21 protein-coding genes and 1 tRNA gene are annotated in these 23944 nt (G+C 60.8%); 5 read left to right on the top strand and 17 right to left on the bottom strand.

Annotated elements, in window-relative coordinates; genetic code table 11:
- The first annotated feature begins 24 nt into the window (after positions 1 to 24).
- Together CV013_RS09095 and CV013_RS09090 are read left to right on the top strand one after the other, a co-directional pair.
- A complete protein-coding gene (locus CV013_RS09095; RefSeq protein WP_190276463.1) occupies positions 25 to 558 on the top strand; it encodes an ExbD/TolR family protein in 534 nt (177 codons plus the stop codon).
- Positions 559 to 594: 36 nt separating this feature from the next.
- The gene (locus CV013_RS09090) at positions 595 to 1029 is read left to right on the top strand and encodes an ExbD/TolR family protein (protein ID WP_102154930.1); all 435 of its coding nucleotides are present in this window, start codon (positions 595 to 597) and stop codon (positions 1027 to 1029) included.
- Between the two features lie 141 nt (positions 1030 to 1170).
- Here CV013_RS09090 and CV013_RS09085 read toward each other — a convergent pair whose 3' ends face one another.
- From CV013_RS09085 to CV013_RS09065, 5 genes are all read right to left on the bottom strand, one after another.
- Positions 1171 to 3657: a ligase-associated DNA damage response DEXH box helicase gene (locus tag CV013_RS09085; RefSeq protein WP_102154929.1), complete on the bottom strand. Its 2487-nt coding sequence runs from the start codon at positions 3655 to 3657 to the stop codon at positions 1171 to 1173.
- 308 nt (positions 3658 to 3965) lie between these two features.
- Positions 3966 to 4853 (bottom strand): hypothetical protein, encoded by an 888-nt coding sequence (locus tag CV013_RS09080; protein ID WP_102154928.1) that lies wholly within the window; start codon positions 4851 to 4853, stop codon positions 3966 to 3968.
- Between the two features lie 24 nt (positions 4854 to 4877).
- Positions 4878 to 6281 carry a phosphoglucomutase/phosphomannomutase PgmG gene (pgmG, locus tag CV013_RS09075; RefSeq protein ID WP_102154927.1) on the bottom strand — a complete coding sequence of 468 codons (1404 nt, stop codon included), beginning with the start codon at positions 6279 to 6281 and terminating at the stop codon, positions 4878 to 4880.
- 12 nt (positions 6282 to 6293) lie between these two features.
- A complete protein-coding gene (locus CV013_RS09070) occupies positions 6294 to 6623 on the bottom strand; it encodes a J domain-containing protein (protein ID WP_321196968.1) in 330 nt (109 codons plus the stop codon).
- Positions 6610 to 7422: a division plane positioning ATPase MipZ gene (locus CV013_RS09065; protein ID WP_102155198.1), complete on the bottom strand. Its 813-nt coding sequence runs from the start codon at positions 7420 to 7422 to the stop codon at positions 6610 to 6612. Before CV013_RS09065 ends, CV013_RS09070 begins: the two co-directional genes overlap by 14 nt.
- Positions 7423 to 7532: 110 nt before the next feature.
- Between CV013_RS09065 and panC the strand changes: the two genes are divergently transcribed.
- Entirely contained in the window at positions 7533 to 8384 is an 852-nt protein-coding gene (gene panC / locus CV013_RS09060; protein WP_102154926.1) for a pantoate--beta-alanine ligase, read from the top strand.
- Between the two features lie 19 nt (positions 8385 to 8403).
- Here the strand turns inward: panC and CV013_RS09055 are convergent, their stop codons facing one another.
- Positions 8404 to 10095, bottom strand: coding sequence for a M28 family metallopeptidase (locus CV013_RS09055; protein ID WP_102154925.1), 1692 nt, complete (start codon positions 10093 to 10095; stop codon positions 8404 to 8406).
- Between the two features lie 168 nt (positions 10096 to 10263).
- On the opposite strand from CV013_RS09055, the gene CV013_RS09050 reads away from it, so the two are divergent.
- Positions 10264 to 11736, top strand: a complete 1473-nt coding sequence (locus CV013_RS09050) for an ATP-binding protein (RefSeq protein WP_223805187.1) — start codon at positions 10264 to 10266, stop codon at positions 11734 to 11736.
- Between the two features lie 2 nt (positions 11737 to 11738).
- Here the strand turns inward: CV013_RS09050 and CV013_RS09045 are convergent, their stop codons facing one another.
- The gene (locus CV013_RS09045; protein WP_102154924.1) at positions 11739 to 12992 is read right to left on the bottom strand and encodes an adenosylmethionine--8-amino-7-oxononanoate transaminase; all 1254 of its coding nucleotides are present in this window, start codon (positions 12990 to 12992) and stop codon (positions 11739 to 11741) included.
- On the bottom strand, positions 12989 to 13612 hold the full coding sequence (gene bioD, locus CV013_RS09040) for a dethiobiotin synthase (protein ID WP_102154923.1): 624 nt from the start codon (positions 13610 to 13612) through the stop codon (positions 12989 to 12991). Before bioD ends, CV013_RS09045 begins: the two co-directional genes overlap by 4 nt.
- Before the next feature lie 204 nt (positions 13613 to 13816).
- On the opposite strand from bioD, the gene CV013_RS09035 reads away from it, so the two are divergent.
- Positions 13817 to 14110: a bifunctional adenosylcobinamide kinase/adenosylcobinamide-phosphate guanylyltransferase gene (locus CV013_RS09035; protein WP_232806574.1), complete on the top strand. Its 294-nt coding sequence runs from the start codon at positions 13817 to 13819 to the stop codon at positions 14108 to 14110.
- A gap of 8 nt (positions 14111 to 14118) precedes the next feature.
- On the opposite strand, the gene CV013_RS09030 is transcribed toward CV013_RS09035, so the two are convergent.
- From CV013_RS09030 to pepN, 9 genes are all read right to left on the bottom strand, one after another.
- A tRNA-Gly gene (locus CV013_RS09030) sits at positions 14119 to 14192 on the bottom strand.
- Between the two features lie 84 nt (positions 14193 to 14276).
- Positions 14277 to 14924, bottom strand: a complete 648-nt coding sequence (locus CV013_RS09025; RefSeq protein WP_102154921.1) for an OmpA family protein — start codon at positions 14922 to 14924, stop codon at positions 14277 to 14279.
- A 16-nt stretch (positions 14925 to 14940) separates the two neighbouring features.
- Complete coding sequence (locus CV013_RS09020) at positions 14941 to 16788, bottom strand: cation:proton antiporter (protein WP_102154920.1); 1848 nt, start codon at positions 16786 to 16788, stop codon at positions 14941 to 14943.
- Between the two features lie 92 nt (positions 16789 to 16880).
- Positions 16881 to 17417, bottom strand: a complete 537-nt coding sequence (locus CV013_RS09015; protein ID WP_102154919.1) for an adenine phosphoribosyltransferase — start codon at positions 17415 to 17417, stop codon at positions 16881 to 16883.
- 74 nt (positions 17418 to 17491) lie between these two features.
- Positions 17492 to 18370 carry a cytochrome c1 gene (locus tag CV013_RS09010; RefSeq protein WP_102154918.1) on the bottom strand — a complete coding sequence of 293 codons (879 nt, stop codon included), beginning with the start codon at positions 18368 to 18370 and terminating at the stop codon, positions 17492 to 17494.
- 28 nt (positions 18371 to 18398) lie between these two features.
- On the bottom strand, positions 18399 to 19700 hold the full coding sequence (locus CV013_RS09005; protein WP_102154917.1) for a cytochrome b: 1302 nt from the start codon (positions 19698 to 19700) through the stop codon (positions 18399 to 18401).
- Between the two features lie 19 nt (positions 19701 to 19719).
- Positions 19720 to 20292, bottom strand: a complete 573-nt coding sequence (gene petA, locus CV013_RS09000) for a ubiquinol-cytochrome c reductase iron-sulfur subunit (RefSeq protein ID WP_102154916.1) — start codon at positions 20290 to 20292, stop codon at positions 19720 to 19722.
- Positions 20293 to 20504: 212 nt separating this feature from the next.
- On the bottom strand, positions 20505 to 21224 hold the full coding sequence (gene pgeF / locus CV013_RS08995) for a peptidoglycan editing factor PgeF (RefSeq protein WP_102155194.1): 720 nt from the start codon (positions 21222 to 21224) through the stop codon (positions 20505 to 20507).
- 43 nt (positions 21225 to 21267) lie between these two features.
- Positions 21268 to 23922, bottom strand: coding sequence for an aminopeptidase N (gene pepN / locus CV013_RS08990; RefSeq protein WP_102154915.1), 2655 nt, complete (start codon positions 23920 to 23922; stop codon positions 21268 to 21270).
- Positions 23923 to 23944 lie beyond the last annotated feature (22 nt).

Here is a 23944-nt window from a genome sequence, read left to right as displayed (position 1 = left end):
AGTTTTGAGATAGGAAAAAACCCAATGGCGATTTCGACAGGCGGAGGCGGGGACGCAACCCCGATGTCGGACATCAACACCACTCCCCTCGTGGACGTGATGCTGGTGCTCCTGATCATCTTCCTGATCGCGGTCCCGGTCGCGATCCAGACGATCGACAAACTGCATATCCCGATCATGGAATCGACCGAAGCCAAGAACAAGGTCGATAACCTGCTGCTCACTGTGAGCACCACCGACACCGCTGGCCGCAGTGCTGGCGAACCGGGTTTTGCAGGTGCTTCGCGCAACGGCGAATGCCGGGTGTATTTCAACAATATCACTCCGGTTACTTCGCAAGAGCTGTATGACGATGCGTTCAAACGCCTCGAAGCAATCGTGAAGCGCGCAGGCGGCCCGGCCGAAATGATGAAGAACCCGGACGATGTCCCGCAGGTGCAGATCCGCGGTGACGTGGAAGCGCCCTGGCGCTGTGTTGCCGGTACGATCTACAACGTGCAGGCGGCGGGCTATCCCACCGTCGGCTTCATCTCCACCCCGGTCGACCCCAACGGTTGATCGGGCTGGCAAGATATAATTCAGGAGTAGTTCCCCATGGCAATGTCAGGCGGCAAGGACGATGGTTCGCCGATGATGGAGATGAACACGACGCCGCTCATCGACGTCATGCTCGTCCTTCTCATCATGTTCATCATCACCATTCCGGTGGCTAACCACGCGGTTAACATCGACCTTCCTGCACCGAACCCGAACCCCCCGCCGCCGGACCAGATCGACCCGATCAAGAACAAGATCGTGCTGACCCCCGAAGGGCAGATCTTGTGGAACGGGACGCAGATCAACGAAGGTGAGCTGGTTCGCAATCTGGAAGCAACCAAGAACATCGATCCGGCTCCCGAGCTTCAGTATGAACCTGAAGCGCAGGCCAGCTACGATCTCTCGGCCAAGGTGCTTAACATCATCAAGGCTTCCGGCGTTACCAAGTTCGGCTTCGTCGGTAATGAAAAGTATCGCTCCTTCGATAAGTGAGGCGCGCATCGGGGCGAAAGCCCGATCAGATAAACGGAAGAGGGGCGGAGCGATCCGCCCCTTTTTTATTGCATGATGCCATTGGCTGCGGACCCCTCGTCGGCCGGCGTGGTCCATCCACCAACGCCTTACTGTCCCAACCTAATCTTCGTCCGATATATGAGGCCACTCGGTCCGCATGGCCGTGGCTGCCAACGTTTCAGCTTCCAGCAGCAGATCATCGTCGATCGCGCCTTGCGGTACGTCTTCCCGACCAATCATCGTCATCACCGGAACCGCCAGCGGACTGACCCGGTCGAGTGTCACATGGTCGAGCTCTCGCGCCGCTCGGTCGAGCAGGTCGGCCAGCCGTGCTACGTCGGTCATGCGTGATCGGGCATCGGCCCACGCTGCCTCCAGCAGCACGTGATCGGGCTCATACTTACGAAGCACATCGTAAATCAGGTCGGTCGAAAAGGTGACCTGCTTCCCGCTCTTGCGTTTGCCGGGGTGCTGCCGCTCAACCAACCCCGAAATCACCGCCACTTCGCGAAATGCACGGCGCAGCAGGTGCGATTCTGTCACCCAATCGACGAATTCATGCGCCAGTATGTCGGGTGACAAAAGTGGTGCCGGATCGGTTACCGGTCGCAGGCCCCACACCGCCAGCGAATAATCATTGGCAATAAACCCGCCCGGTGAAAGGCCGCGCTCTTCCATCCGCCGGGTGATCAACATGCCCAGGCTCTGGTTCGCATTCCACCCTTCGAAAGTGTAGTACACGCTGAAATGCTTGCGGCCATGGGGGAAGCTTTCCACCAGCAGTTGCCCCGGCCCCGGCATCCGGCTGCGCCAGTCCTGCACCTCCAGCCATTCGCGCACATCATCGGGAAAGCGTGCCCAGCCCGCCCGATCGACCAACATTTCTCGGACCCGGCCCGCCAGATGAGTGGTCAGTGGCAGACGCTGCCCGCCATAGCTGGGAATCGTCGCGGCCGCTTTGCTGGCACGAACCTGAAGCTCCATGTCCTTGATCTGCTCGACCTCCAGCGTCATCCCGGCAAAGCGAAATGTGTCGCCGGGGCTGAGCGCAGCGGCGAAGCGCTCTTCGACTTTGCCGAGCGAGCGCCCGTTGCGGAACCGGACATCGAGCATTTCCGAATCGACGATAATTCCTGCATTCATCCGGTGCCGCGCGGCATGTTCGGGATGGGCCAATCGCCATGTCGCGCCACCGTTCGTATCGCCATCCGCGCCGCCCGGTTCGCGCACAATACGATGGAACCGATCATATGCTTTCAGCGCATATCCGCCGGTAGCGACGAAATTGAGCACCCGCTGCCACACCTCCGCGTCAATCCACGCATAGGCCAGCGAGGAACGCACTTCGGCCAGCAAGCCGCTTTCATCGAACGGCGCGGCACAGGCGCAGGCCATCACGTGTTGAGCCAGAACATCCAGACTGCCCGGTCGAAAATCCTCCCCATCGCGCTGACCCGCATCCACCGCGTCTTTCGCGGCCATCGCTTCGAGGAATTCGAAACGGTTGCCAGGCACCAGGATCGCCCGACTTGGCTGGTCGAGCCGGTGGTTGGCGCGCCCAATCCGCTGCAGCAGACGGCTCGATCCCTTGGGTGCCCCCATCTGCACCACGCAATCGATATCGCCCCAGTCGACGCCCAGATCGAGGCTCGCCGTCGCCACCAGCGCGCGCAGCTCGCCGCGGGCCATCGCGCCCTCCACCTTGCGGCGGGCTTCCTTGCTCAGCGATCCGTGGTGAATGCCGATGGGCAGGTTATCGTCGTTGGCATCCCACAACAGCTCGAACACGAATTCTGCCAGAAAGCGGGTGTTGGTGAATACCAGTGTAGTGCGATTGCGGCGGATCTCTTCATAGAGCTGGGGAATCGCCCAGCGCCCCGCGTGGCCGCCCCACGGCACCCGTTCCTCATCGGGCAGCAGGATTTCGACCTGCGGCGGTGCGCCCTGCTCCCCCTCCACCAGAGCGACGCGGTCGATATCGCCCCACGGGGCGAGCCATTCGCGAAATGCCTGTGGATCGGCCACAGTGGCCGACAGCGCCGCGCGCTTCATCTGCGGAGCAATCGCCTGCAACCGGCTGAGGGCCAGCGCCAGCAGATCGCCGCGTTTGCCCGTTGCAAAGGCGTGAACTTCATCGATCACGATCCGCCGCAGACTGGCAAACATCGCCAGACTGTCAGGATAGCTCAGCAGCAGCGAGAGCGATTCGGGCGTGGTGAGCAGGACATGCGGTGGACGGGCGCGCTGGCGCTTTTTGCGGTCGGACGGCGTGTCGCCACTGCGCGTTTCCACCCGGATCGGCAGGCCCATCTCTTCAATCGGGGCCATCAGATTCCGCTGCACATCATGCGCCAGAGCCTTCAGCGGCGAAACGTAGAGCGTGTGCAGCCCTTCGGGCACCGGCGTGCCATCCAGCCGCGAAGGGCAGAAATCGGCCAGAGTCGGCAGAAAGCCGGCCAGAGTCTTACCTGCGCCGGTATCTGCAACCAGCAGAGCATGGCGCCCATCGTCGCTGGCATCGAGCATCTCTGCCTGATGGCGCCGTACGCGCCAGCCACGCCCCGCGAACCACCGGTCGATTTCAGGAGGGACCGTCATCGCACCCATCTTACGCCAGATTCCCGCGCAGATTCAGCGAAATCGTCCACTCATCACGGCCCATTGTCGCACAACGCGCGAGAGTGGGAAGAGGAGGCAAGAAAAAGGCCCGACTGGAAAACCAGCCGGGCCGAAAAGTCTGGGAGAGGATGCCTGAAAGGCAGGCTCTTTGTGCATCGCATCATTTCCTTTCGCAACTGCAAAATTATCAGTCGCAGTTGCATTGAACGCAACCATCTTGAAAAAGATTGTTTTTAAACGGTTTTTGATCGACGCAGATCTTCAGCACCCAGAATTATTGCGCTTGTGTGATCGAATCAGTCTTCGTCGCTTCCTTCTATTGCGTCTGTTGCTCGCGCGTCGGCGGCACTGGCCATCCCATCTTCAAGCTGTTGGGCGCTCAAACCGGTCAGCTCTGACAGGCGCGCGCGTTGCTCACCCGACAGATCGGCCCAGCCACGCAGCGGCGGGAGAGCGGCAGTTGCGGTCTTCACCTCTTCCTCCATATCGGAGAGAGCGCCCATCGCATCGGGCAACGCCTTCATTGTCGCGGCAATGAAGCGCGGATCGCTCGACATCGTGAAAGATTTCCGGGCGAAGGCAACCCCGCTGTCGGTCGAGAAGAACGCATCGATATCGGTCAGCTCCTTCTGATCGAAATAGACCGCATAGGCTTCCGACAGAGCCGCGCGGACGCCCGGTTCCATCGCCGTCATCATTTTGCCCATTGCGCCCTGCACCGTGGTCATCTCCAGCTTGCGCCGCTCCTGCCACGCAGGATCGAGGAGCGCCGAAACCTCGGCCAGCTGCTCGGGATCGAGGTCGATCTCGCCTTCCTCCACCCCGATCTGTTTCGCTACTTCTGCCGGCGATGCATCTTCGAATTTGCTCATCATCGGGCCGATGATCTTGTTGAACATCGATCCCATCATTTCGCCATAGGTGCCCGGCGGGACCATTTTGTCGACGATCTTTTTCGCCAGCGGCAGGCGCTTCTCCTGCTCCTCCGTCAGCGGTTCGGCTGCGAACATCGACGACAGAACCGCCATCATGGCGGCATCGTCCGGCGTTGCAGATTCCGGTTCGGCATCGGCAGATGCATCAGCCACAACTGCGTCTTCCGCCGCATCCTGTGCCAGTGCAGGCAACGCGCCAAACGCCAGCGCAGCTGCTGCTGCGCCAACAAATGTTTTGCAGATTTTCATTTTATATCCCCCAATCCGACAGGTTCAGTGCCCGGCCTGCTCGCCGCGTTCCAGCCCCGAAAGTTGCAACTGTTCATCGATCTGCGCGACCAGCCGATCCAGCCCGCCCTGACTGTCGCTCTCGGCGCGGGCGACCAGCACATCCTGCGTATTGGATGCGCGCAGCAGCCACCAGCCATCGTCGGTCGTCACTCGCACCCCGTCGGTGCCATCGACTTGCGCGTCATTGCCCGCCAGCCGCGCCTTGACCTCGTCGATCGCTGCGAATTTCCGGCTTTCATCGACCTGGAAGCGCATTTCGGGGGTGTTGACCAACGCGGGCATTTCGCCGCGCAATTGCGTGACCGATTTGCCCAACCGCGCCGATGCCGCCATCAGCCGCACTGCCGCATAGAGCGCATCGTCATAACCATAATATTCGTCGGCAAAGAACACGTGCCCGCTCATCTCCCCGGCCAGCGGCGCCTGTGTTTCCTTCATTTTGGATTTAATCAGGCTGTGCCCGGTCTTCCACATAACCGGCTGCCCGCCATGCGCGGCGACGTGTTCGAACAGCGCGCGACTGGCCTTCACATCGGCAATCACTGTCGCGCCGGGCCGCCGGGATAGCAGGTCTTCGGCATAAATCATCAGCAACTGATCGCCCCAGATCACCCGCCCTTCGCCGTCTATCGCCCCGATCCGGTCGCCATCCCCATCGAAAGCCACTCCGAAATCGAGGCTTTTCTCTGCGACGAGGCGCTGGAGATCTTCCAGATTGGCGGGAACAGTGGGATCTGGATGATGGTTGGGGAAATTCCCGTCGACATCGGTGTAGAGCAGATGATGCTCCCCCGGCAGACGGGCGGCAAGCTGTTCGAGTGCAGGCCCGGCAGCGCCGTTGCCGGCATCCCAACCGATCCGCAAGGCCGACAAGGCATCGCTATCGATCCCGGTGAGCCCTTGCAGCATTCGCTCGATATAAGCATCCATGACATCGCGAGTTTCGACTTCCCCGGTGCCATCGAGCCAGTCGCCCGCTTCGGCCAGACGGCCGATGGTGAGGATATCTTCCCCGAAAAACGGGCGACCCATAAATACCATCTTGAAGCCATTGTAATTGGCGGGATTATGGCTGCCGGTTATTTGAATGCCGCCATCGACATCGTCCGCTGACGCTTCCGCGAAATAGAGCATCGGGGTGGCGCCCATTCCGATCCGCACGACATCGCAACCGCTGCCAGTCAGCCCTTCGATCAGCGCTGATTCGAGCATCGGAGAGCTGACGCGTCCATCGTATCCCACCGCCACCTTGTGGCCACCAGCCCGTCGCAGCAAAGTGGCGAAACCGCGACCGATGGCGCGGGCATCGTCCGCCCCCAGCGTTTCACCGATGATCCCGCGAATGTCGTATTCACGCAGGACAGTGGAATCGAAAGTGTGGTTCACAGGCACAGTTCCTCAGTTCTTATCGGGCAGCTGGTTCAACAACAGATCACGCGCGGCGTTGGTTTCATGAACCTGTTCGCCCGAACCGCCCCTGTCGGGATGGACCACGGCAATCCGGCGGCGATGCGCCTCCACGATATCCTTGCGCGTTGCGTTGGCATCCACGCCCAGCAGCTTGCGCGCATTCAACACCGCCTGTTGCCGGGTCAGCGGTGTTCGCAGATAATCCCACGGCCACCGGCCCAGCATCATGCGGCAGGCAAGTGACACAATCGCGGCAAGGATCAGCAGGCGAACCATCGCCACACTGCTAGCCTGTTCGGCGGCATCAAGCCAGCGCAAGCTCCGGCGCCTGCTTCGCGGGCATTGGCAGGTTCAGCGACTTGATCAGTTCGCGCAGTTCCTGCCGCGCAACAAGATGGCTGGTGCCCAGTTCGCCCAGGTGCCCCTTGTCCAGCAAAGTCAGCCCGGAAGGGAACAGTTCGCGATAAATCACGCGCTCCGACAACCCTTGCGACACACGGAAACCTACCCGCTTCGACAGCTCCTTCAGAGCCTGTTCGATACGCACCATATTGCGCGCTTCCACGTGGCCGGTACGGTTGCGGACGACGACCCAGTCCATTTCGCGCCGCCCCTGTTCTATCTGGCTGCGGCTGCGTTTCAGGCGGGCTTCCCAGATCAGTTCGGCATAGAAGCTGAGGCGGCGTACCTTGAAGGTTTCGGCATCGACTTGCCCGATCAGATCGAAATCGACGAAACTGTCGTTTAGCGGAGTGACCAGCGTATCGGCTTCGGTCGCGGCGTGGCGGGCCAGCGGATCGTCGCGACCAGGGGTATCGAACACTACGAAATCTGCGCCTTCGCCCACTTGCGCGACCATCGCCTCCAGCTCTTCGGGGCGTTCGCTGTCGAGCACATCGAACCGCGCGGTGGGCAGATCGATTTCGCGCCGCTCCATCGTTTCCTTGCGGTTTTCGAAATAACGGAACAGGGTCCGTTGCCGGGGATCGAGATCGATCGCAGCCACCCGCGCACCCTGATACGCCAGCGCCACCGCGACATGAACCGCCGTGGTCGATTTGCCCGTGCCGCCTTTTTCGTTCGCGAAAACGATGCGATGTGGAGCGGGGTGCGTCACGGGCGGTGTTCCATTGTTTGTGGCCGGCAATCCGGCGATTGTGTTGGTGGGCCCATGCGCGCTAGTGCGCGGCAGAGCCACTTCCCGGCTTTATCCAAGGGCCAGATGCCATGCAAACCGTGACCACGCGCGAGATGTTGAGAACAACCGTCGATGCCCTGCGCGCAGAGGGGCGCACACTGGCGCTGGTGCCAACAATGGGCGCGCTGCACGAAGGGCATCTGACATTGGTGCGCGAGGCGAAATCGCGAGCGGATTCAGTGGCTGTATCGATTTTCGTCAATCCCACGCAGTTCGGTCCGAACGAAGATCTCGATGCCTATCCCCGGCGCATGGAAGAAGATTCCGCTCTGCTGGAAAAAGAAGGGGTCGCGCTGCTGTGGGCGCCGACTGTAACCGAGATGTATCCCGATGGATATGCCACGAACGTGTCGGTATCGGGCGTGAGCGAAGGACTATGCGGCGCAGCGCGACCGGGCCATTTCGACGGCGTGGCCACGGTCGTTTGCAAGTTGTTCAATCAGGTGCGCCCCGACCTCGCGCTGTTCGGGGAGAAAGACTGGCAGCAGCTCGCAGTTATCCGCCGGATGGCAGCCGATCTCGATCTGGTGCGCCCGCATGTTTCCGCGATCCACGGGGTGCCGACCGTGCGCGAGGCGGACGGACTGGCCCTGTCCAGCCGCAATCAGTACCTGTCGCCCGAGCAGCGGCAGCAGGCGGCGGAATTGCCGCAGGCGATGCGCGATGCCATCGCTGCGCTCCACAGCGGCAGCGCGGTCGCGCCTACCCTCGCCGCCCTGGAAGCGCATCTGTTGCAGGCCGGGTTCGCGTCGGTCGATTATGCCACACTGGCCGATGCCGCGTCGCTCGTCCCGCTCGACAGTCTCAGCGGGGCACCGGCGCGCCTGCTGGTCGCCGCGCGGATCGGCGGCACCCGTCTGATCGACAATATGGCGGTGTGAAGCGGAACCGGCAGCCCGGTTACTTGCGCTTGCCCGCGAATTCGGAACCGGGCTTCCACTTCGGCCAGGCATCGCTGTCGGCCAGTTCGCGCCCGATGGCATAGCCGAGATCGGCATCCTGCGCCGCGCCCGACAGATCCCAGTCCGCTTTCCAGTCGTCACACGGCTGATGATAACAATTGGCAGTGAAATCGCTCACCCATTTGTCCCCCGCCGCACGACCGCCGTTCACCAGATCGACCCCGCCGCCCAGCGCCATCACGATCAGCGAAGGCACACCGCGCTTAGCAAAGCTGAAATGGTCGGCGCGATAAAACAAGCCGCGTTCTGGCTTGGCATCAGGGGTAATCGTCCGCCCTTGCGCCGCAGCCGCCTTCGCCAGATAATCTTCCAGCGTCGATTGACCCTTACCGATCAGCACGAAATCGCGCGCCTTGCCATTGGGTTGCAGGGTATCGAACGTAATATCCGCGACCATTTTATCCGCAGGGTACAGGTTGGATGCAACGAAGTGTTCGGAGCCGAGCAAGCCGCGCTCTTCGGCGGTCCAGATGCCGAACAGGATCGTGCGCTGCGGCGGAGTGCCGGATTTGAACATCCGCGCCACTTCCATCATCGCCGCGATGCCCGATGCATCGTCCAGCGCACCCGCACGGATTTTCTTACCCCGTGCATCGGGCGTGGCGCCAATACCGTAGGCATCCCAGTGCGCGCCGTATGAAATGGTTTCATCAGGCCGGGTCGTGCCAGTGATTTTAGCGATGACATTGTGGCTCTGCACGGTTTCGCTAGTCACTGGAACACTGGCGGAAAGGGTTTCGCCTGTCAGCGGAACCGGTTTGAAATTGCGGCTACGCGCAGCGGCGGCCTGTTTTGCCAGATCGAGCCCGGCAGCGGCGAACACCCGCTGCGCCGCATCGCTCGACAGCCAGCCCTGAATCATCAACCGGCCTTCGCCATCCGGCCCCTGAACCAGATCGTAGTTTTCACCGCCGGGGCTGACGATCGTATTCCAGCCATATCCCGCTGCCGGGGTATCGTGCACGATCAGCGCGCCAATCGCACCCTGACGCACGGCTTCCTCGAACTTATACGTCCAGCGACCGTAATAGGTCATCGCCTGCCCACCGAACAGCCCGGCATTGGGCGCGCCCTCTGCCAGCCCGAAATCGGGATCGTTGACGAGGAAGACCGCAATCTTGCCTTTGAGGTCCGCTCCCTTGAAATCGTCCCACCCCTTCTCAGGAGCGGTGACGCCATAGCCGACGAAAACCAGCGGCGCATTGTCCACTACCGCACGGTCCACGTTGCGCTGGGTTGAGATATAGACATCTTCCCCCTGACGCAGCGTCATCGCACCCTGCCCGGTCGCCAGTTGCAGCGGCACGCCGGTATCCAGTTTGGTGTGAAGCAATGGCACTTCGGTGGTCCATGCGCCGTTCGGCGCGCCCGGTTCGAGGCCCAGTTTCCTGAACTGTTCCACCAGATAAGCGATGGTTTTGGTTTCGCCGGGCGTACCGGGCGCGCGCCCTTCGTATTCGTCGGACGCCAATGTCTTGATGATCGCATCCATGCGCGCCGGATCGGCCTGAGGCGCACTATCTTGCACAGTCGGCGCCGGCGCAGCGGCAACGACGGGCGGGTTCGCAGTCGCGCATCCGACGAGCGCAAGCGAGACAATGGCTGCGGCGGTATAATGGCGAAGTGTCATGATCGGCGTCCCTGTTCGACTTTGGCGATTGCATATTGTCATAGGCCTGCCTCCCGCCGCTTGCAAAGCGCAGGCAATGCGCCCGAATACGCGCCCTTTGGGCCAAAGCTCTGGAAAACACCCGCATCACCCTTGGCTCGAATCGCCTTGGGGGCCAAGTCCGGCCGCGTGAGTGCACCCATTCGAATTGGCGTCGATCAGGCGGAACGGCCGGTGATGATCGATATAGAGGAACTGCTGGCCACTCGCCTGCTGGTGCAGGGCAACAGCGGGTCGGGCAAATCGCACCTGCTGCGCCGCATTCTCGAAGAAAGCGCATCGATCGTACAGCAGATCGTGATCGACCCCGAAGGGGACTTCGTCTCTCTGGCGGAACCGTTCGGACATATCGTGGTCGATGGCTCCGCCTATTCGGCAGCCGAACTGACCCGGCTCGCCGCGCGCATCCGCGAACATCGTGCATCGGTGGTTCTCGCGCTCGACGAACTGGAGATCGAGGCGCAGATGCGCTGTGCCGCGCTGTTCCTATCCAGCCTGTTCGATGCCCCGCGCGAACAGTGGTTCCCCGCTCTGGTGGTGGTCGACGAAGCGCAGATGTTCGCCCCTGCCGCTGGCGGCGAAGTGAGCGACGAAGCCCGTCGGCTGAGTCTGGCCGCAATGACCAACCTGATGTGCCGGGGGCGCAAACGCGGACTGGCCGGGATCGTCGCAACCCAGCGACTGGCCAAGCTGGCAAAGAATGTCGCGGCGGAAGCATCGAACTTCCTGATGGGGCGTACTTTCCTCGATATCGATATGGCGCGTGCTGCCGATCTGCTGGGCATGGAACGGCGACAGGCCGAACAGATCCGCGATCTGGCGCGGGGTCAGTTCCTGGGGCTGGGCCCGGCGATCAGCCGCAGGCCGGTGTCGGTGCGGATTGGCTCAGTGAAAACTGGCGGACGCTCTGTGGTGCAGGATCTGGCGCCCCCGCCGACCGCTTCGCCCGACGAACTCCACGCCTTGCTCCACGAAGATCTGCACGAGGAACCTGCGGCTGCGCCAGAACCGGCCCCCGCCCCGCCCAAGCCGGATACCGACGCGCTGATTGGCGAGATTGCCGCCACCTCGCTCAAGCTGCCCGAACCCGCCGCCGATGCGCCAGCTGTTGAATCGCGCTCTCAGGAAGATGTGGATGCGGCGCTGGCGCAGATTCTGCGCGATCTGGCGGCGGAAGAAGACTGCACCTTCCAGCCACCGGCCAAGCTGTTTCAGGACTTCACGGTGCGCTGTCGTATGCAGCGTCTGACCGCTGGCCGCGTGGATATGACAGTGTTTCAGCGCCGGTTTGCGATGGCAGTGGCGGGCGTCACCGACCCGGCCAGCGAACCCTGGCCCGATATTCTCCGCATTGCGGGGGTGCTGCCCGATGACTTGCTGGCTCCGTTTCTGGCAATTGCAAAGGCGGCCAGCGAAGGGGCGCCCTGCCCCGACGACGATGAACTGGCGCGGCTCTATGGCACCAGTTCACCGGGCCGCCTGAAGCGGCTGCTCGATCATTACGAACGCGTGGGTATCATCGTGATGCGGACCGATTTCAGCGGTCGCCGTTCTGTCTTCATCCCCGAACTGGGCACATCGACCGAACCGCTGGAGGCCTAGGCTCAGGATCCAATGCAATCCAGCACATCGCCGATCGCATCGTAAACCGTGCCCAGCTCATCGTCGGTGATGCAGTATGGCGGCATGACATAGACCGTGTTGCCCAGCGGGCGCAGCAGGACATTGCGTTCGCGGAACATCGCCAGCATCCTCGGCGCAAGGTCGGAGAGATATCCTTCCGCATCCCCCACATCGAACGCTGCAATCGTGCCCAGCCTGCGCGGATCGCGGACCAGCGGATGCGCGGCAATCTGGCGCAGATGCGCCTCTTGCCTCTCGCCAAGGATAGAGATCCGCTCCATCACCGGTTCTTCGTCCCAGATCGCCAGATTGGCGTTCGCCGCAGCGCAAGCGATGGGATTGGCGGTATAGCTTGAGGAGTGGAAAAACATCTGCGCGCGGTCGGTGCTGTAGTGTGCAGCGAAAATCGGTTCGCTCGCCATCGTCACCGCCAGCGGAATCGCGCCCCCGGTAATCCCTTTCGACAGGCACAGGATATCGGGCGCGATACCCGCCTGTTCGCAGGCCAGCAATGTGCCGGTCCGGCCCCACCCGGTCATCACTTCGTCCGCGATAAACAGCGTGCCATGCCGCTGGCAGATGCGGTGCATTTCAGCGAGTGTATCGGCCCGGTAGAACAACATCCCCCCCGCGCCCAGCACCAGCGGTTCGACAATAAATGCCGCCGCCCCTTCGCGGCAAACCCGTTCCAGCGCATCGAACGTCGCCTGTTCTTGCCCCGCAGCAGGAAAGGGAATCGACGTGACATCGAACAGCAGCGGTTCATACGCCCGATTGAATGCACCGCGCGCGCCGACCGACATCGTGCCAATGGTATCGCCGTGATAGCCATGATCCATCACAGCAATCCGATGGCGATCCTCCCCACGATGGAGCCAGTAACCCAGCGCCATTTTCAGCGCCACTTCGACGCTGGTCGATCCCGAGTCGGAAAAGAACACCCGCGTGAGACTGGCAGGCATCCGCGCGCACAGGCCCGCTGCCAGCCGCTCTGCCGGTTCGTGCGTCCAACCTGCGAAAATGATCTGGTCGAGCTTATGCGCCTGTTCGGCAATGGCAGCGGCGATTTTCGGGTGGGCATGGCCGTGGGTCGTGACCCACCACGATGAAATCGCATCGATCACCTGCGCGCCGGATCGCGTGTGCAACACCGCACCTTCGGCCCCGACGACTTCGGGAATTGCATCCTGCAGGCCGTGCTGCGTGAATGGATGCCAGACCGGTGACTGGCTCATCGGAAAAACTCCATGTCGAAGCCACTAAGGATCGCCGCTTGCAAGCTGTCGGGATCGAGCGATGCCAGATGTGGCAGACGGCCAAGCCGCGGCACATTGGCTATCTCGCAGATCGTCGCTTCGCTGTCGTCTTCCGCCGGGCCAACGAAGGCGATGCCAAGAATCGGCACACCCCGCGCGCGTAGGGCCTCTATCGTCAGCAAGCTGTGGTTGATCGTGCCCAGCCCGGTACGGGCAACTACGATTGTCGGCTGCCCCCAGCGGGCGAACACATCTGCATAGAGGATTTCCCGGGTCACCGGGACCAGCGCGCCGCCCGCCCCTTCCACCACCAGCGTCCCTTCCATGTCGGGCAAGGCCAGCCGCATCAGGTCGATCTGCACGCCGTCGATTTCCGCCGCGCGATGGGGAGAACACGGCGTGGCCAGCCGATAAGCCTCTGGCACGATCCGTTCTGCCGGAACGCCCAGCTTGCTGGCAGTAGCTGTGTCGGTCCCGTCTTCCAGCCCGGCCTGCACCGGTTTCCAGTAATGCGCGCCAATCGCAGCAGCGAGGCCCGCCGCGAATACCGTCTTGCCCACATCGGTATCGGTTCCGGTCACAACTATCACGCGGTGCATTGGCGTTCTCTTCACGAATGATGGCAATCGCACAGCCGTGTAGTGACCCCCTGCTCCATCTGCAAACGGCCTGATTTCCGAGGGATATTGCAGAAACCATCGCACCCCGCGCAAATGCCCACCGGGCACGATAGCGAACATGGTGGGGTTCTCCGATCCATGCGGGCCCGATCCAGGGCTGTTCCTTTCGGCCAGTCTCACAGTGTGACACTGGTCGATTGCCTGACTTTGCGGATCTCCCACCGCATAATTGCCGAGGAGGAGGTCACCATTGCCGAGGAGGAGGTCACCGGCGCGGCCGAAGACATGCGACACGCCATTCGTCGTTTCCGCGAAACTTCGATTCTGGTGCCGAACGAAGTTGGCATAGGCATCGCGCCGGACAATCCGCTGGCGCGCCAATTTCGCGGTGAAGCCGAACAGACCAACCAACTGATCGCAGCAGTCGCCAACGAAGTGCAGCGCGTGGTCGCAGAACTGCCGATGAAAGTGAAATGAAGTGATGTTGGAGCGGGTAAGGGGAATCGAACCCCTCTAGCCAGCTTGGAAGGCTGGAGCATTACCACTATGCTATACCCGCTCAGGCCTCAGGCGCTTGCCACGAGGATAGCGGTTTCGTCAACGCCCAGCTTTCACTCGCCGTCGATTTCAACCCGGAAATACCTCAGCGCATGGTCGTCAATTCGTCCACCAGTGTTTCCGCGGCACCTGTCTTGGCTGCTTCCGGCGTTCCAGGCGGGACTGCAATGGTGATATCGACCCGGCGGTTACGGGCGCGCGCATCTTCATCCGGTGTACCGTCGGCTTTGGCGTTAGGTGCGACTGGATTCTGTTCTCCAAAGGCAATCACGGTAACCCTCTTTTCCGCGACCCCGTGTTCGATCAGCCAGTCGCGAACCGTTTCGGCTCGCTTGCGACTGGCGCGAAGGTTGGCTGCGTCGGTGCCTGCCGAATCGGTATGTCCGCCCAGAACGATCGCGCCGCCCGCCTTCATCTGCGGCGAATCAAGCACTTCAAGAAGAACGTTGCGCGCCGCATCCGAAAGCTCGCTGCCCCCGTCATCGAAACCGATCCGCATAGAAAGCGGTGCCATCGGCTTGGGCTCGCGTGCAATTTCGACATCAGGCCGAAAGATGGAAATTTTTTCGCCCCCTTCGCTGGCTGCATCGGATGGAGTGGGCGCGACATCGGTTGCTGCGCTTGCCGTATCGGTCGCTTCATCGGAAGGGTCGCCGCGATGGCACGCCGACAGGATCAATGCCGTTCCACTGCATATCGCCATTGCTTTCGCCGCTTTGATCAGATCGATCATTGTCCTCTCCTGTATCTTAAGCCGTCTGTGCCTTGCCGCCACGTTTTGCTGCTTTTTTTGCCGCCACCTCTTCGGGCGTCTTCGGCTGTGGGGGCGAGAATGAGATGATCGTGTCGCCTGCACGCGGTTGCGGTTGCACCGCGTGGCTGAAGAACCGCATTGTCCCATCTGGCCTCAACAACAACAACATCTGATTCGCTTCGGGCAGCTTCTGCTGTGCATCGTTGAAATCGAACTGATCGGACAGGCGAGTGCGACGGAACACCCAGCCTTCCCGTTTGAGCTGGCCTACATCTTCCACTCCGAAACCGGACTGGAACAGCGCGCGCCCACGCAGGGATTCAGGTAAGGCACGATAATCGTCATTCTCGCTCGCTTCGCCCAGTTGATAGACCGCATCGCGACCGATCTCGTAGGCAAATTCATTACAGACGAGCGCATTGTACGCTTCATTTTCCGTAGCTGCGACGAGCACCTGAAACGGTGTGAGGTCGAGATTATGTTCGGTCGCTTCGTTGAGGATTTCGCCATGATAAAAGGGCAAACCCTGTTGCCGCACCGGCGCAAGTCGCTGCCAGCTGGAATCGACGATCATGACCGGCGTCTTCAGCTCGTTCATCTGTCTTGCCAGAGCAATGGTCCACGGCGTTGCCCCCACGATCAGCAGCCCCGGCCGGGTAGTGCCCTTCACGCCCAGCAAGCGCGCCACAAGGTTCACCGTGAATCCGCTTGAGACAATTGTCGCCACCACCACAGCAAAGCTCAGGCCGATCAGGATATTCCCATCGGCATAACCAAGATCCGCAAGGCGCAGGGCGAACAACCCGCTGATCGCGACCAGAACGATCCCACGCGGCGCAATCCACGCCAGAAATAGCCGCTCGCGCCACGGAACCGAACTACCGAGCAGGGCGATCAGGACAGTCGCCGGGCGGATGATGAACAACAGACCCAGCAGGAACAAACCGATCCGCCATTCGAGATAGCGCAGCTCTTCGAAATTGAGCGAAGCCGACAGCAAAATGAATATGCCGGACACCAGCAAAACAGCGATATTTTGTTTGAACGGGTGAATTGAGCGCAAAGACTGCACATTCATGTTCGCCAGCGCCACGCCCATGACCGTGACAGATACCAAGCCCGCTTCATGCTCTATAAGATTGGCTGCCACGAATACTGCGATCACCATTGTCAGCAGCACCGGGACTTTCAGGTATTCAGGCACCATCCCTCTGGGGAACAGGTAAGCAATTACCCATGCCGCCGCATATCCGAGCGCAGCAGCCAGCACAGCCGCCACGATCATCGGCGGGACAACTTCGAAAAGGGTCGCTCCATTGGCGGACAGGCGGAAGTATTCGTAAGCCGCCACAGCGCATAGCGCACCGGCGGGGTCGTTGACGATTGCTTCCCATTTCAGAATCGCGGCGGGGCGCGGCTGCACGCTTGCCTGCCGGAGCAGCGGCATAACCACCGTCGGCCCGGTGACGACCAGAATGCCCGCGAACAGCACGGCGACAGGCCATACCAGCCCTGCAAAGTGCAGCCCCCAGGCGCCGAAAAACCAGCCCAGTGGGATGCCGAACAGAAACAGTCGCCAGACCCCGTCGCCTGCATGGCGCAGTTCGCGCAAATCCAGACTAAGGCCTCCTTCGAACAGGATCAACGCGACCCCGATCGAGATCATCGGCCCCAACATCGGGCCAAACGCAGCCTCTGGATCGAACAGGTTGAGGATCGGACCGGCGAGAAATCCGGCCACCAACATCAGTACGATTGCTGGCCAGCCAGTCCGCCACGCAATCCATTGCGCGCCAATGCCCAGCACGCCGACAAGCGCGATTACGAGTGCCTGTTGTTCCATTGTCCCCCGGATGTGGCGCAAAATAGCGAGTTGCCCGATATCAATGCACGGGCAATCGATTCGGTTTCTGTTAAAGTAAAGATCGAGATGAGTTAGTCACCCTCGAAGTCGATCAGAGCATCAACGCGCACGCCCTGCTCTCGCAATTGCGTCGCTCCGCCCAGATCGGGCAGATCGATTACGAAGTGAGCAGAACTAACCTCTGCCCCTATCTCTCGCAACAGTCTGGTAGCGGCCACCGCTGTACCGCCGGTGGCGATCAGATCGTCAACAATAGAGATACGCTGGCCGGGACGGATTGCATCGGGATCGATTTCAAGCCGATCGGTTCCGTATTCGAGCGCATAATCGATACCAATCGTCGGCACCGGCAGCTTTCCGGGTTTGCGTACCGGAATAAAGCCGATCCCCAGCTCCACCGCGACCGCAGCGCCGAAAATGAATCCCCGCGCTTCCATTCCGGCGATTGCCTCTGCACCACTTTGCTGCGCCGCCTTGGCGAGATGCCCGACAGCAGCCCGCAAGCCTTCGCCATGAGCAATCAGCGTGGTGATATCGCGAAACTGGATGCCCGGCTCTGGAAAATCCGGCACTGTGCGGATCAGCGCGCGCAGCTCTGTCGGGGTCATTCGCAGCTCCCAAAAGGAAGCGCCCCTCTCATCACCGGATGGAGGGGCGCGTTCACAAGTTCATCGCAAACCGATCAGGCGGTGTGCTTTTTCTTCGGCTTGAGCGCCGCCCATACCTGCTTCTTCGCGAGGTAGGCGAGGATCGTAGCGAACAACAGGAAACCAAGCACCGGCCAGCCCGTCTGGGTGCGCTTCACCTTCTTAGGCTCAGCGGTCCATTCGAGGAAGGCAGAGACGTCGGTCGACATCTGCTCTATCGTCGGCTTCGGCTGTCCTTCGGCGTAGCTAACCTGACCTTCCGCAGTCAGTGGCGGCGGCATCGCGATTGCCAGACTCGGGAAGTACTTGTTGTAATGCCCCGTGGAAGGCACCTTGAAGTCCGGGAACTGCTGTTTCAGCGCTTCCGGTTCCGGGCCATACCCGGTCAGGATCGCATGAATATATGCCGGGCCACCATGCCGGGCCTTCGCCATCAGCGAAAGATCTGGCGGAACAGCATTATTGTTTGCTGCCTTCGCCGCTATTTCGTTGGGATAGGGCGACGGGAAGTAATCCGTCGGCATCCCCGGTCGCGTAGTTGCTTCGCCAGTGTTCGGATCAACTCCTGGCACCTGGAAACCGGCAGCAATCGTCTTCACCTGCCCCTTGTCATAACCAAGTTCTTCCAGATCGCGGAATGCGACGAACTTCAGGCTATGGCAGGCAGCACAGACTTCCTTGTAAACCTGGAAGCCGCGCTGGAGCTGGGCGAGATCCCAGGTGCCAAATGGGCCATCGCTTTGCAGATGCAGAGCAGGCGGGTGTTTTTCGTGGAACACCTTGTCGGCCATCGGTTCGGTGAACTGGCCATATTCGCCCAGCACCGGCGCAACGGCGATCGCGCCGCTGATGAAGGCCCACAACACCGAGAGGCTGAAGAACAGGCCGGCGAGGATACCGAAGATGCGGATCATGACGTGCGCTTTCCCTTGAACCTGTCGCTTACTTCGCCGTGTCGGCACTATCGCCGAGCTGCGCCGCTTCATCCTTGCCGAGCACCGCTTCGGTGATCGAATAGGGCAGCGGCTCGGGCTTCTCGATCGAAGAGATGATCGGAAGGATCACGAGGAAGTGGAGGAAGTAATATGCCGTCGCCAGCTGGCTGAGCATCACATAAGGTTCTTCCGCCGGGGCGCCGCCACAATAGAACAGCACCAGCATCGTCGGGATCAGACCGAACCAGAAGAACTTGCGGAACAGCGGGCGATAATGGCCCGACCGCACCGGCCCCTTGTCCAGCCAGGGCAGGAAGAACCAGCACAGGATGGCGCTGAACATCGCCAGCACGCCCATCAACTTGGCCGGGATAAGGCCGAAGAAGATGTCAGCGGTGAAAGCGCGCAGGATCGCGTAGAACGGCCAGAAATACCATTCGGGAACGATGTGCGCCGGGGTCGAGATCGGATTCGCTTCGATGTAGTTGTCCGGGTGACCGAGGTAGTTCGGCAGGAAAAACACCATCGCGAAATAGAGGATCAGGAATACGCCCAGCCCGAAACCATCCTTCGCCGTATAATACGGGTGGAACGGGATCGTATCGCTTTCGCTCTTCACTTCGACGCCGGTCGGGTTCGACGAACCCGGAATGTGCAGCGCCCAGATGTGCAGGATAACCACTGCTGCAATCACGAACGGCAGAAGGAAGTGCAGGCTGAAGAAGCGGTTGAGCGCTGCGTTATCAGGGGCATAGCCGCCCAGCAGCCAGATCTGAATCGGCTCGCCGACCACAGGGATAGCACCGAACAGGCCCGTGATAACCTTGGCGCCCCAGAAGCTCATCTGGCCCCATGGCAACACGTAACCCATGAACGCAGTCGCCATCATCAGCAGGAAGATGACTACGCCGAGCAGCCAGACCATTTCGCGCGGCGCCTTATACGATGAGTAGAAGAAGCCACGGAAAATATGGAGGTAAACCACTACGAAGAAAGCACTGGCACCGTTGGCGTGCATATAACGCAGCATCCAGCCCCAGTTCACGTCGCGCATGATGTGTTCGGTCGTGGCGAAGGCCACTTGCGAATTGGCGGCATAGTGCATCGCCAAAACGACACCGGTAACGATCTGCAACATAAGGCAGAACCCGGCCAAAACGCCAAAATTCCACATATAGTTGAGATTGCGCGGAACGGGATAACCGCTACCGATCGCGTTGTAGACGAGCCGCGGCATCGGCAGCTTCTCGTCGAGATAACGCATCAGCGGATGCTTGGGTTCGTATTGCTTGGCCCAGGGGAAGCTCATCGTCGTCGCTCTCTTATCCTCAGCCGACCTTCACGACCGTGTCGGACGTGAACTCGTATTCGGGAACCTCAAGGTTCTTCGGGGCGGGACCCTTGCGGATCCGCGCGGCGGTATCGTAGGCCGAGCCGTGACACGGGCAGAAATACCCGCCATACGGTCCGCGGTCCTCACCGGGGCCGGCACCCAGCGGGGTACAGCCAAGGTGAGTACAAACACCCATAGTAATCAGCCAGTTGGTTTTGCCAGGCTTGGTCCGCTCTTCCAGCGTTTGCGGATCGCGCAGCTCGGACAGCGGAACCGCATCTGCTTCCGCAATTTCCTTCGGTGTCAGGTTACGCACGAACAGCGGCTGACGGCGGAACAATGCCTTGATCGCCTGCCCCGGCTCGATCTTCGAGATATCGACCTCGGTCGTACTCGCGGCCAGAACATCGGCGCTCGGCGCCATCTGGCTGATCAATGGCAGCAAGGTGATTACCCCGCCAGTACCTGCGGCGGCAACCGCCGCCACATTGATGAAATCGCGCCGCCGAACCCCATCTTCGCCGATATCGGCGGTTTCGGGTTGAACGGTCCCAGTCGTGTCAGCCATCAGCTGTGCCTGCCCTCACACGGTGTCCCGCGCGGATGCACGGGAAAAGAATTACGTTTAACCGGATACGATGCGACAAGAGCGGCCCGAAAGACGGAATGCCCCTGTTGCGCGAATTGCCACGAGCAGACGCAATGCCCCCCGCAAGCCCCGGTTAGCGGTGCCGTGTAGCTTCCCTTTAACGGGTTGCCAACCCGGCATTGTGGCGAATTTTAGACGGTTGTGGGATCGATGCCATTGAGGCCGATCAACGAAAGCTGCCTTCCATAGTCGGCTTCGCCACGATGCGTGGCCCGTCGGAAGGAGTAAAACGATGCCTCGTCCGTGTAGGTATCGCGACCGATCCATTGCGCCTGAGACACGCCGCAAGCGGATAACCGCGAGAGGACATAGCCCGGCAAATCGAACTGCCAGTGCCCCGCGCGGCCAGTTGCGAACCATTCCGCATCAGTCTCGGTAAACTGCTTCCGAAATCGGTCATCTACTTCATAGCTTTGCTGGGCAATGCACGGCCCCACCACAGCAACGATACGATTTCGATCGGCCCCAAGCGATTCCATTGCGTTGACGGTGCGCTCGATAACGCCGCCATGTGCACCGCGCCACCCTGCATGCGCCGCACCGATTACCCCCGCCGCCCGGTCAGCGAACAATACCGGCGCACAATCGGCGGTAACGATGCCGAGCAGAACACCGGGTTGCGCCGTGACGAATCCATCCGCCTTTGGTCGATCGTCGTCGCTCCATGGGTTATCCACTGTCACGACATCGGGAGAATGCACCTGATAGAGACCGACCAGCCGCGCACCGGGCATAACAGCCCCCACCGCGCGGCGCCGATTCTCTGCTACCGCCGCAGGGTCGTCTTCTGCACCGTATCCACAGTTCAGGCCCGATACTGTGCCTTGCGACAGGCCGCCCTGCCGGGTCATGAAACCGTGCGGAATGCCGACGAGCTGGTCGCTGACAAGTACCTCAGCCAAGCGAACGGGTCACTTGTTCATATGTGTCGCGCGACAGGCCATCGGTTGCTGCAATCCGTTCCAGCTCCGCCCTCATCAATGCGGCGCGCTGCGGCTCGATCCGCCGCCATCTTCCCAGCGGCGGAACGAATCGCGCGGCAGTTTGCGGATTGATTGGATCGAGCGCGAGAATCAGGTCGGCAATCATGCGATACCCTTCTCCGCTGGCGGCATGGAATGCGTGGGGATTTCCCGCAAAAGCCATATAAAGGCTCCGCACCCGATTCGGATTACGCAGATTGAAGTCCGGGTGATTCGCCAGTGCTTTCACGTGCTCGATCGCATCGGGATGAAGCGAACTGGCCTGCAACGCAAACCACTTGTCGACCACCAGCTCGTTCCCGCGATAACGGTTGTAGAAATCGATCAGCCGATCGGTGCGCGCCACGCCGGGCAACCCGGTGAGCACCATCAGCGCGCCCTGACGGTCGGTCATCGTCTGCGCCGCATCGTATTGTGCGGCTGCCATTTTTGCAGCCACGTCGGGATTCCCTGCCGCCAGATAGACCAGCGCCTGTGCCTTCACCTTACGTGCGCCGCGCGATGCATGATCGAGGGTCGCCGGCAATGTGCTTGCCCGTTCATGGAGCGCGATCAGCTCGCTTTCCAGCGCCACACCCAGCGCCACTTTCAAAGCTTCGCGTTCGGCATGTATGCGGCCCGGGTCGGCGACAAGGAACTGCTCTGCCAGATAAGTCTGACCGGGCAGCATCATTAGTTCGCCCCGCATCGAATCGTCGAGCCGATCATCGGTCAGCACTTTTCGCAGAGCACCGGCGATTGCCTTGCGCCCAGCCTCCTGTGCAGCACCGGTCAGCGAATCGCTGCACACCGCAACAAGGTGCGCGACCACCAGATCCTGCATCGCTTCGTAGCGGGCGAATGGGTCGTCGTCATGTGCGGCGAGGAATACGAGGTCTTCGGTCGAAACCTCCCGCTCTATCGATACCGGGGCCGAAAAGCCGCGGTTGATCGAAAGCACGGGTGACCTGGCAAAGCCTTCGAACGCAATGGTCTTTTCCGCTTCGGAGAGAATTACCAACTGCTCGCCATCATGGCTACCGCTGTCGCGGTCGAACAGCGCGAGACGTAGCGGGATTGGCATTGGCTTCTTCGCGATTCGGTCGGGCGTGGGCGGTACGGTCTGTTTCAGAGCGAGCGTCGCCGTATCGCCCTTATGTGTCAGAGAAACCTCCACTTTCGGGGTTCCGGCCTGCGAATACCACAAGCGGAATTGCCGCAAGTCGAGCCCTGCGCCATCTTCCATCGCCTTAACGAAATCCTCGCACGTCGCGGCCTCGCCATCGTGACGTTCGAAATATAGATCCGTGCCTTGCCGGAAGGCCACCGGTCCCGCCATCGTCCGCATCATACGCAGGACTTCGGCACCTTTGTTATAGACTGTAGCGGTGTAGAAGTTACTGATTTCACGAAAACTATCGGGCCGGATCGGATGTGCCAGCGGCCCCGAATCCTCCGGAAACTGGACCGCGCGCAACACACGAACATCTTCGATTCGTTTGACCGCTTCGCCTTGCATATCCTGTGAAAACAATTGGTCACGCAGGACGGTGAAGCCTTCTTTCAGGCTGAGCTGGAACCAGTCGCGGCAGGTTACGCGATTGCCCGACCAGTTATGAAAATACTCGTGGCCGATCACCCCTTCGATGGCGTCATAGTCGCCATCGGTTGCGGTGTCGGGGTCGGCCAGCACGTATTTCGTATTGAAAACATTGAGACCTTTGTTCTCCATCGCGCCCATGTTGAAATCGCTGACGGCGACGATGTTGAATACGTCGAGATCGTATTCCCGGCCAAAGGCCTCCTCGTCCCATTTCATTGATTTCTTGAGCGAATCCATCGCATGTTCGGTGCGCGGCAAGTCCTCCGCGCGGACCCACACCGCCAGATCGACTTCGCGCCCGCTCATCGTGGTGAAGCTGTCGGTACGGGCGACAAGATCGCCGGCGACTAGTGCGAAAAGGTAGCTCGGCTTGGGCCAGGGGTCGTGCCATTCGGCCCAATGCCGCCCACCTGCGCTTTCCCCGGCTGACACCTTGTTTCCATTGGATAAAAGCACCGGGAACTGCGCCACCGGCCCTTCCATCTTCACCAGGTATGTTGACAGGATATCGGGCCGGTCCGGGAAGAAGGTAATCCGCCGAAAACCCTCTGCCTCGCACTGCGTGCACAGCATCCCATTTGACGCGTAAAGCCCCATAAGCTGGCTATTTTTTTCTGGCGAGACCTCGGTCACGATCTCGACCTCGTGCTCCCCTGCGGACAGCGGCAAAACGAGGTCCGGGCCGTCCATTTCCCAGTTTTTGACTGGTAAACCATCCAGTTTGACAGATGACACCTGCAAACCGTCGCCATTGAGCCGAATCACGTCATCTGCGGCGGCATCGGGGTTCGGCGCAACCTTGAGTGTGGAAACCACCCGCGTGGTTTCGATCCCCAGATCGAAGTGGAGCCGGATTTCGGGCACCAGCCAGGGGAACGGTTTGTAATCGGCGCGGCGAATCAGCGGTGGCTGTGCGGGAACGGGTGGCGCATCGGCCATCTGGGGGTTTCCGTCAGCGATAGATGGGGTGCGTGCAATATCCATGTGGCTTTATGTAGGCGCTTTG

This window comes from Tsuneonella flava (assembly GCF_002870965.1).
Classification (GTDB): Bacteria; Pseudomonadota; Alphaproteobacteria; order Sphingomonadales; family Sphingomonadaceae; genus Tsuneonella; species Tsuneonella flava.
Note: the sequence above shows the minus strand (reverse complement) of the source record. Positions and strands in the feature narration are given on the sequence as shown.

Coding starts and splice junctions, on each gene's coding strand:
- CV013_RS09020 (WP_102154920.1), bottom strand. CDS start 16,788: ATGGAACAACAGGCACTCGTAATCGCGCTTGTCGGCGTGCTGGGCATT.
- CV013_RS09095 (WP_190276463.1), top strand. CDS start 25: ATGGCGATTTCGACAGGCGGAGGCGGGGACGCAACCCCGATGTCGGAC.
- bioD (WP_102154923.1), bottom strand. CDS start 13,612: ATGCACCGCGTGATAGTTGTGACCGGAACCGATACCGATGTGGGCAAG.
- CV013_RS09015 (WP_102154919.1), bottom strand. CDS start 17,417: ATGACCCCGACAGAGCTGCGCGCGCTGATCCGCACAGTGCCGGATTTT.
- CV013_RS09055 (WP_102154925.1), bottom strand. CDS start 10,095: ATGACACTTCGCCATTATACCGCCGCAGCCATTGTCTCGCTTGCGCTC.
- pepN (WP_102154915.1), bottom strand. CDS start 23,922: ATGGATATTGCACGCACCCCATCTATCGCTGACGGAAACCCCCAGATG.
- CV013_RS09005 (WP_102154917.1), bottom strand. CDS start 19,700: ATGAGCTTCCCCTGGGCCAAGCAATACGAACCCAAGCATCCGCTGATG.
- petA (WP_102154916.1), bottom strand. CDS start 20,292: ATGGCTGACACGACTGGGACCGTTCAACCCGAAACCGCCGATATCGGC.
- CV013_RS09080 (WP_102154928.1), bottom strand. CDS start 4,853: ATGAAAATCTGCAAAACATTTGTTGGCGCAGCAGCAGCTGCGCTGGCG.
- CV013_RS09090 (WP_102154930.1), top strand. CDS start 595: ATGGCAATGTCAGGCGGCAAGGACGATGGTTCGCCGATGATGGAGATG.
- pgeF (WP_102155194.1), bottom strand. CDS start 21,224: ATGACCCGGCAGGGCGGCCTGTCGCAAGGCACAGTATCGGGCCTGAAC.
- panC (WP_102154926.1), top strand. CDS start 7,533: ATGCAAACCGTGACCACGCGCGAGATGTTGAGAACAACCGTCGATGCC.
- CV013_RS09085 (WP_102154929.1), bottom strand. CDS start 3,657: ATGGGTGCGATGACGGTCCCTCCTGAAATCGACCGGTGGTTCGCGGGG.
- CV013_RS09025 (WP_102154921.1), bottom strand. CDS start 14,924: ATGATCGATCTGATCAAAGCGGCGAAAGCAATGGCGATATGCAGTGGA.
- CV013_RS09010 (WP_102154918.1), bottom strand. CDS start 18,370: ATGATCCGCATCTTCGGTATCCTCGCCGGCCTGTTCTTCAGCCTCTCG.
- CV013_RS09045 (WP_102154924.1), bottom strand. CDS start 12,992: ATGAGCCAGTCACCGGTCTGGCATCCATTCACGCAGCACGGCCTGCAG.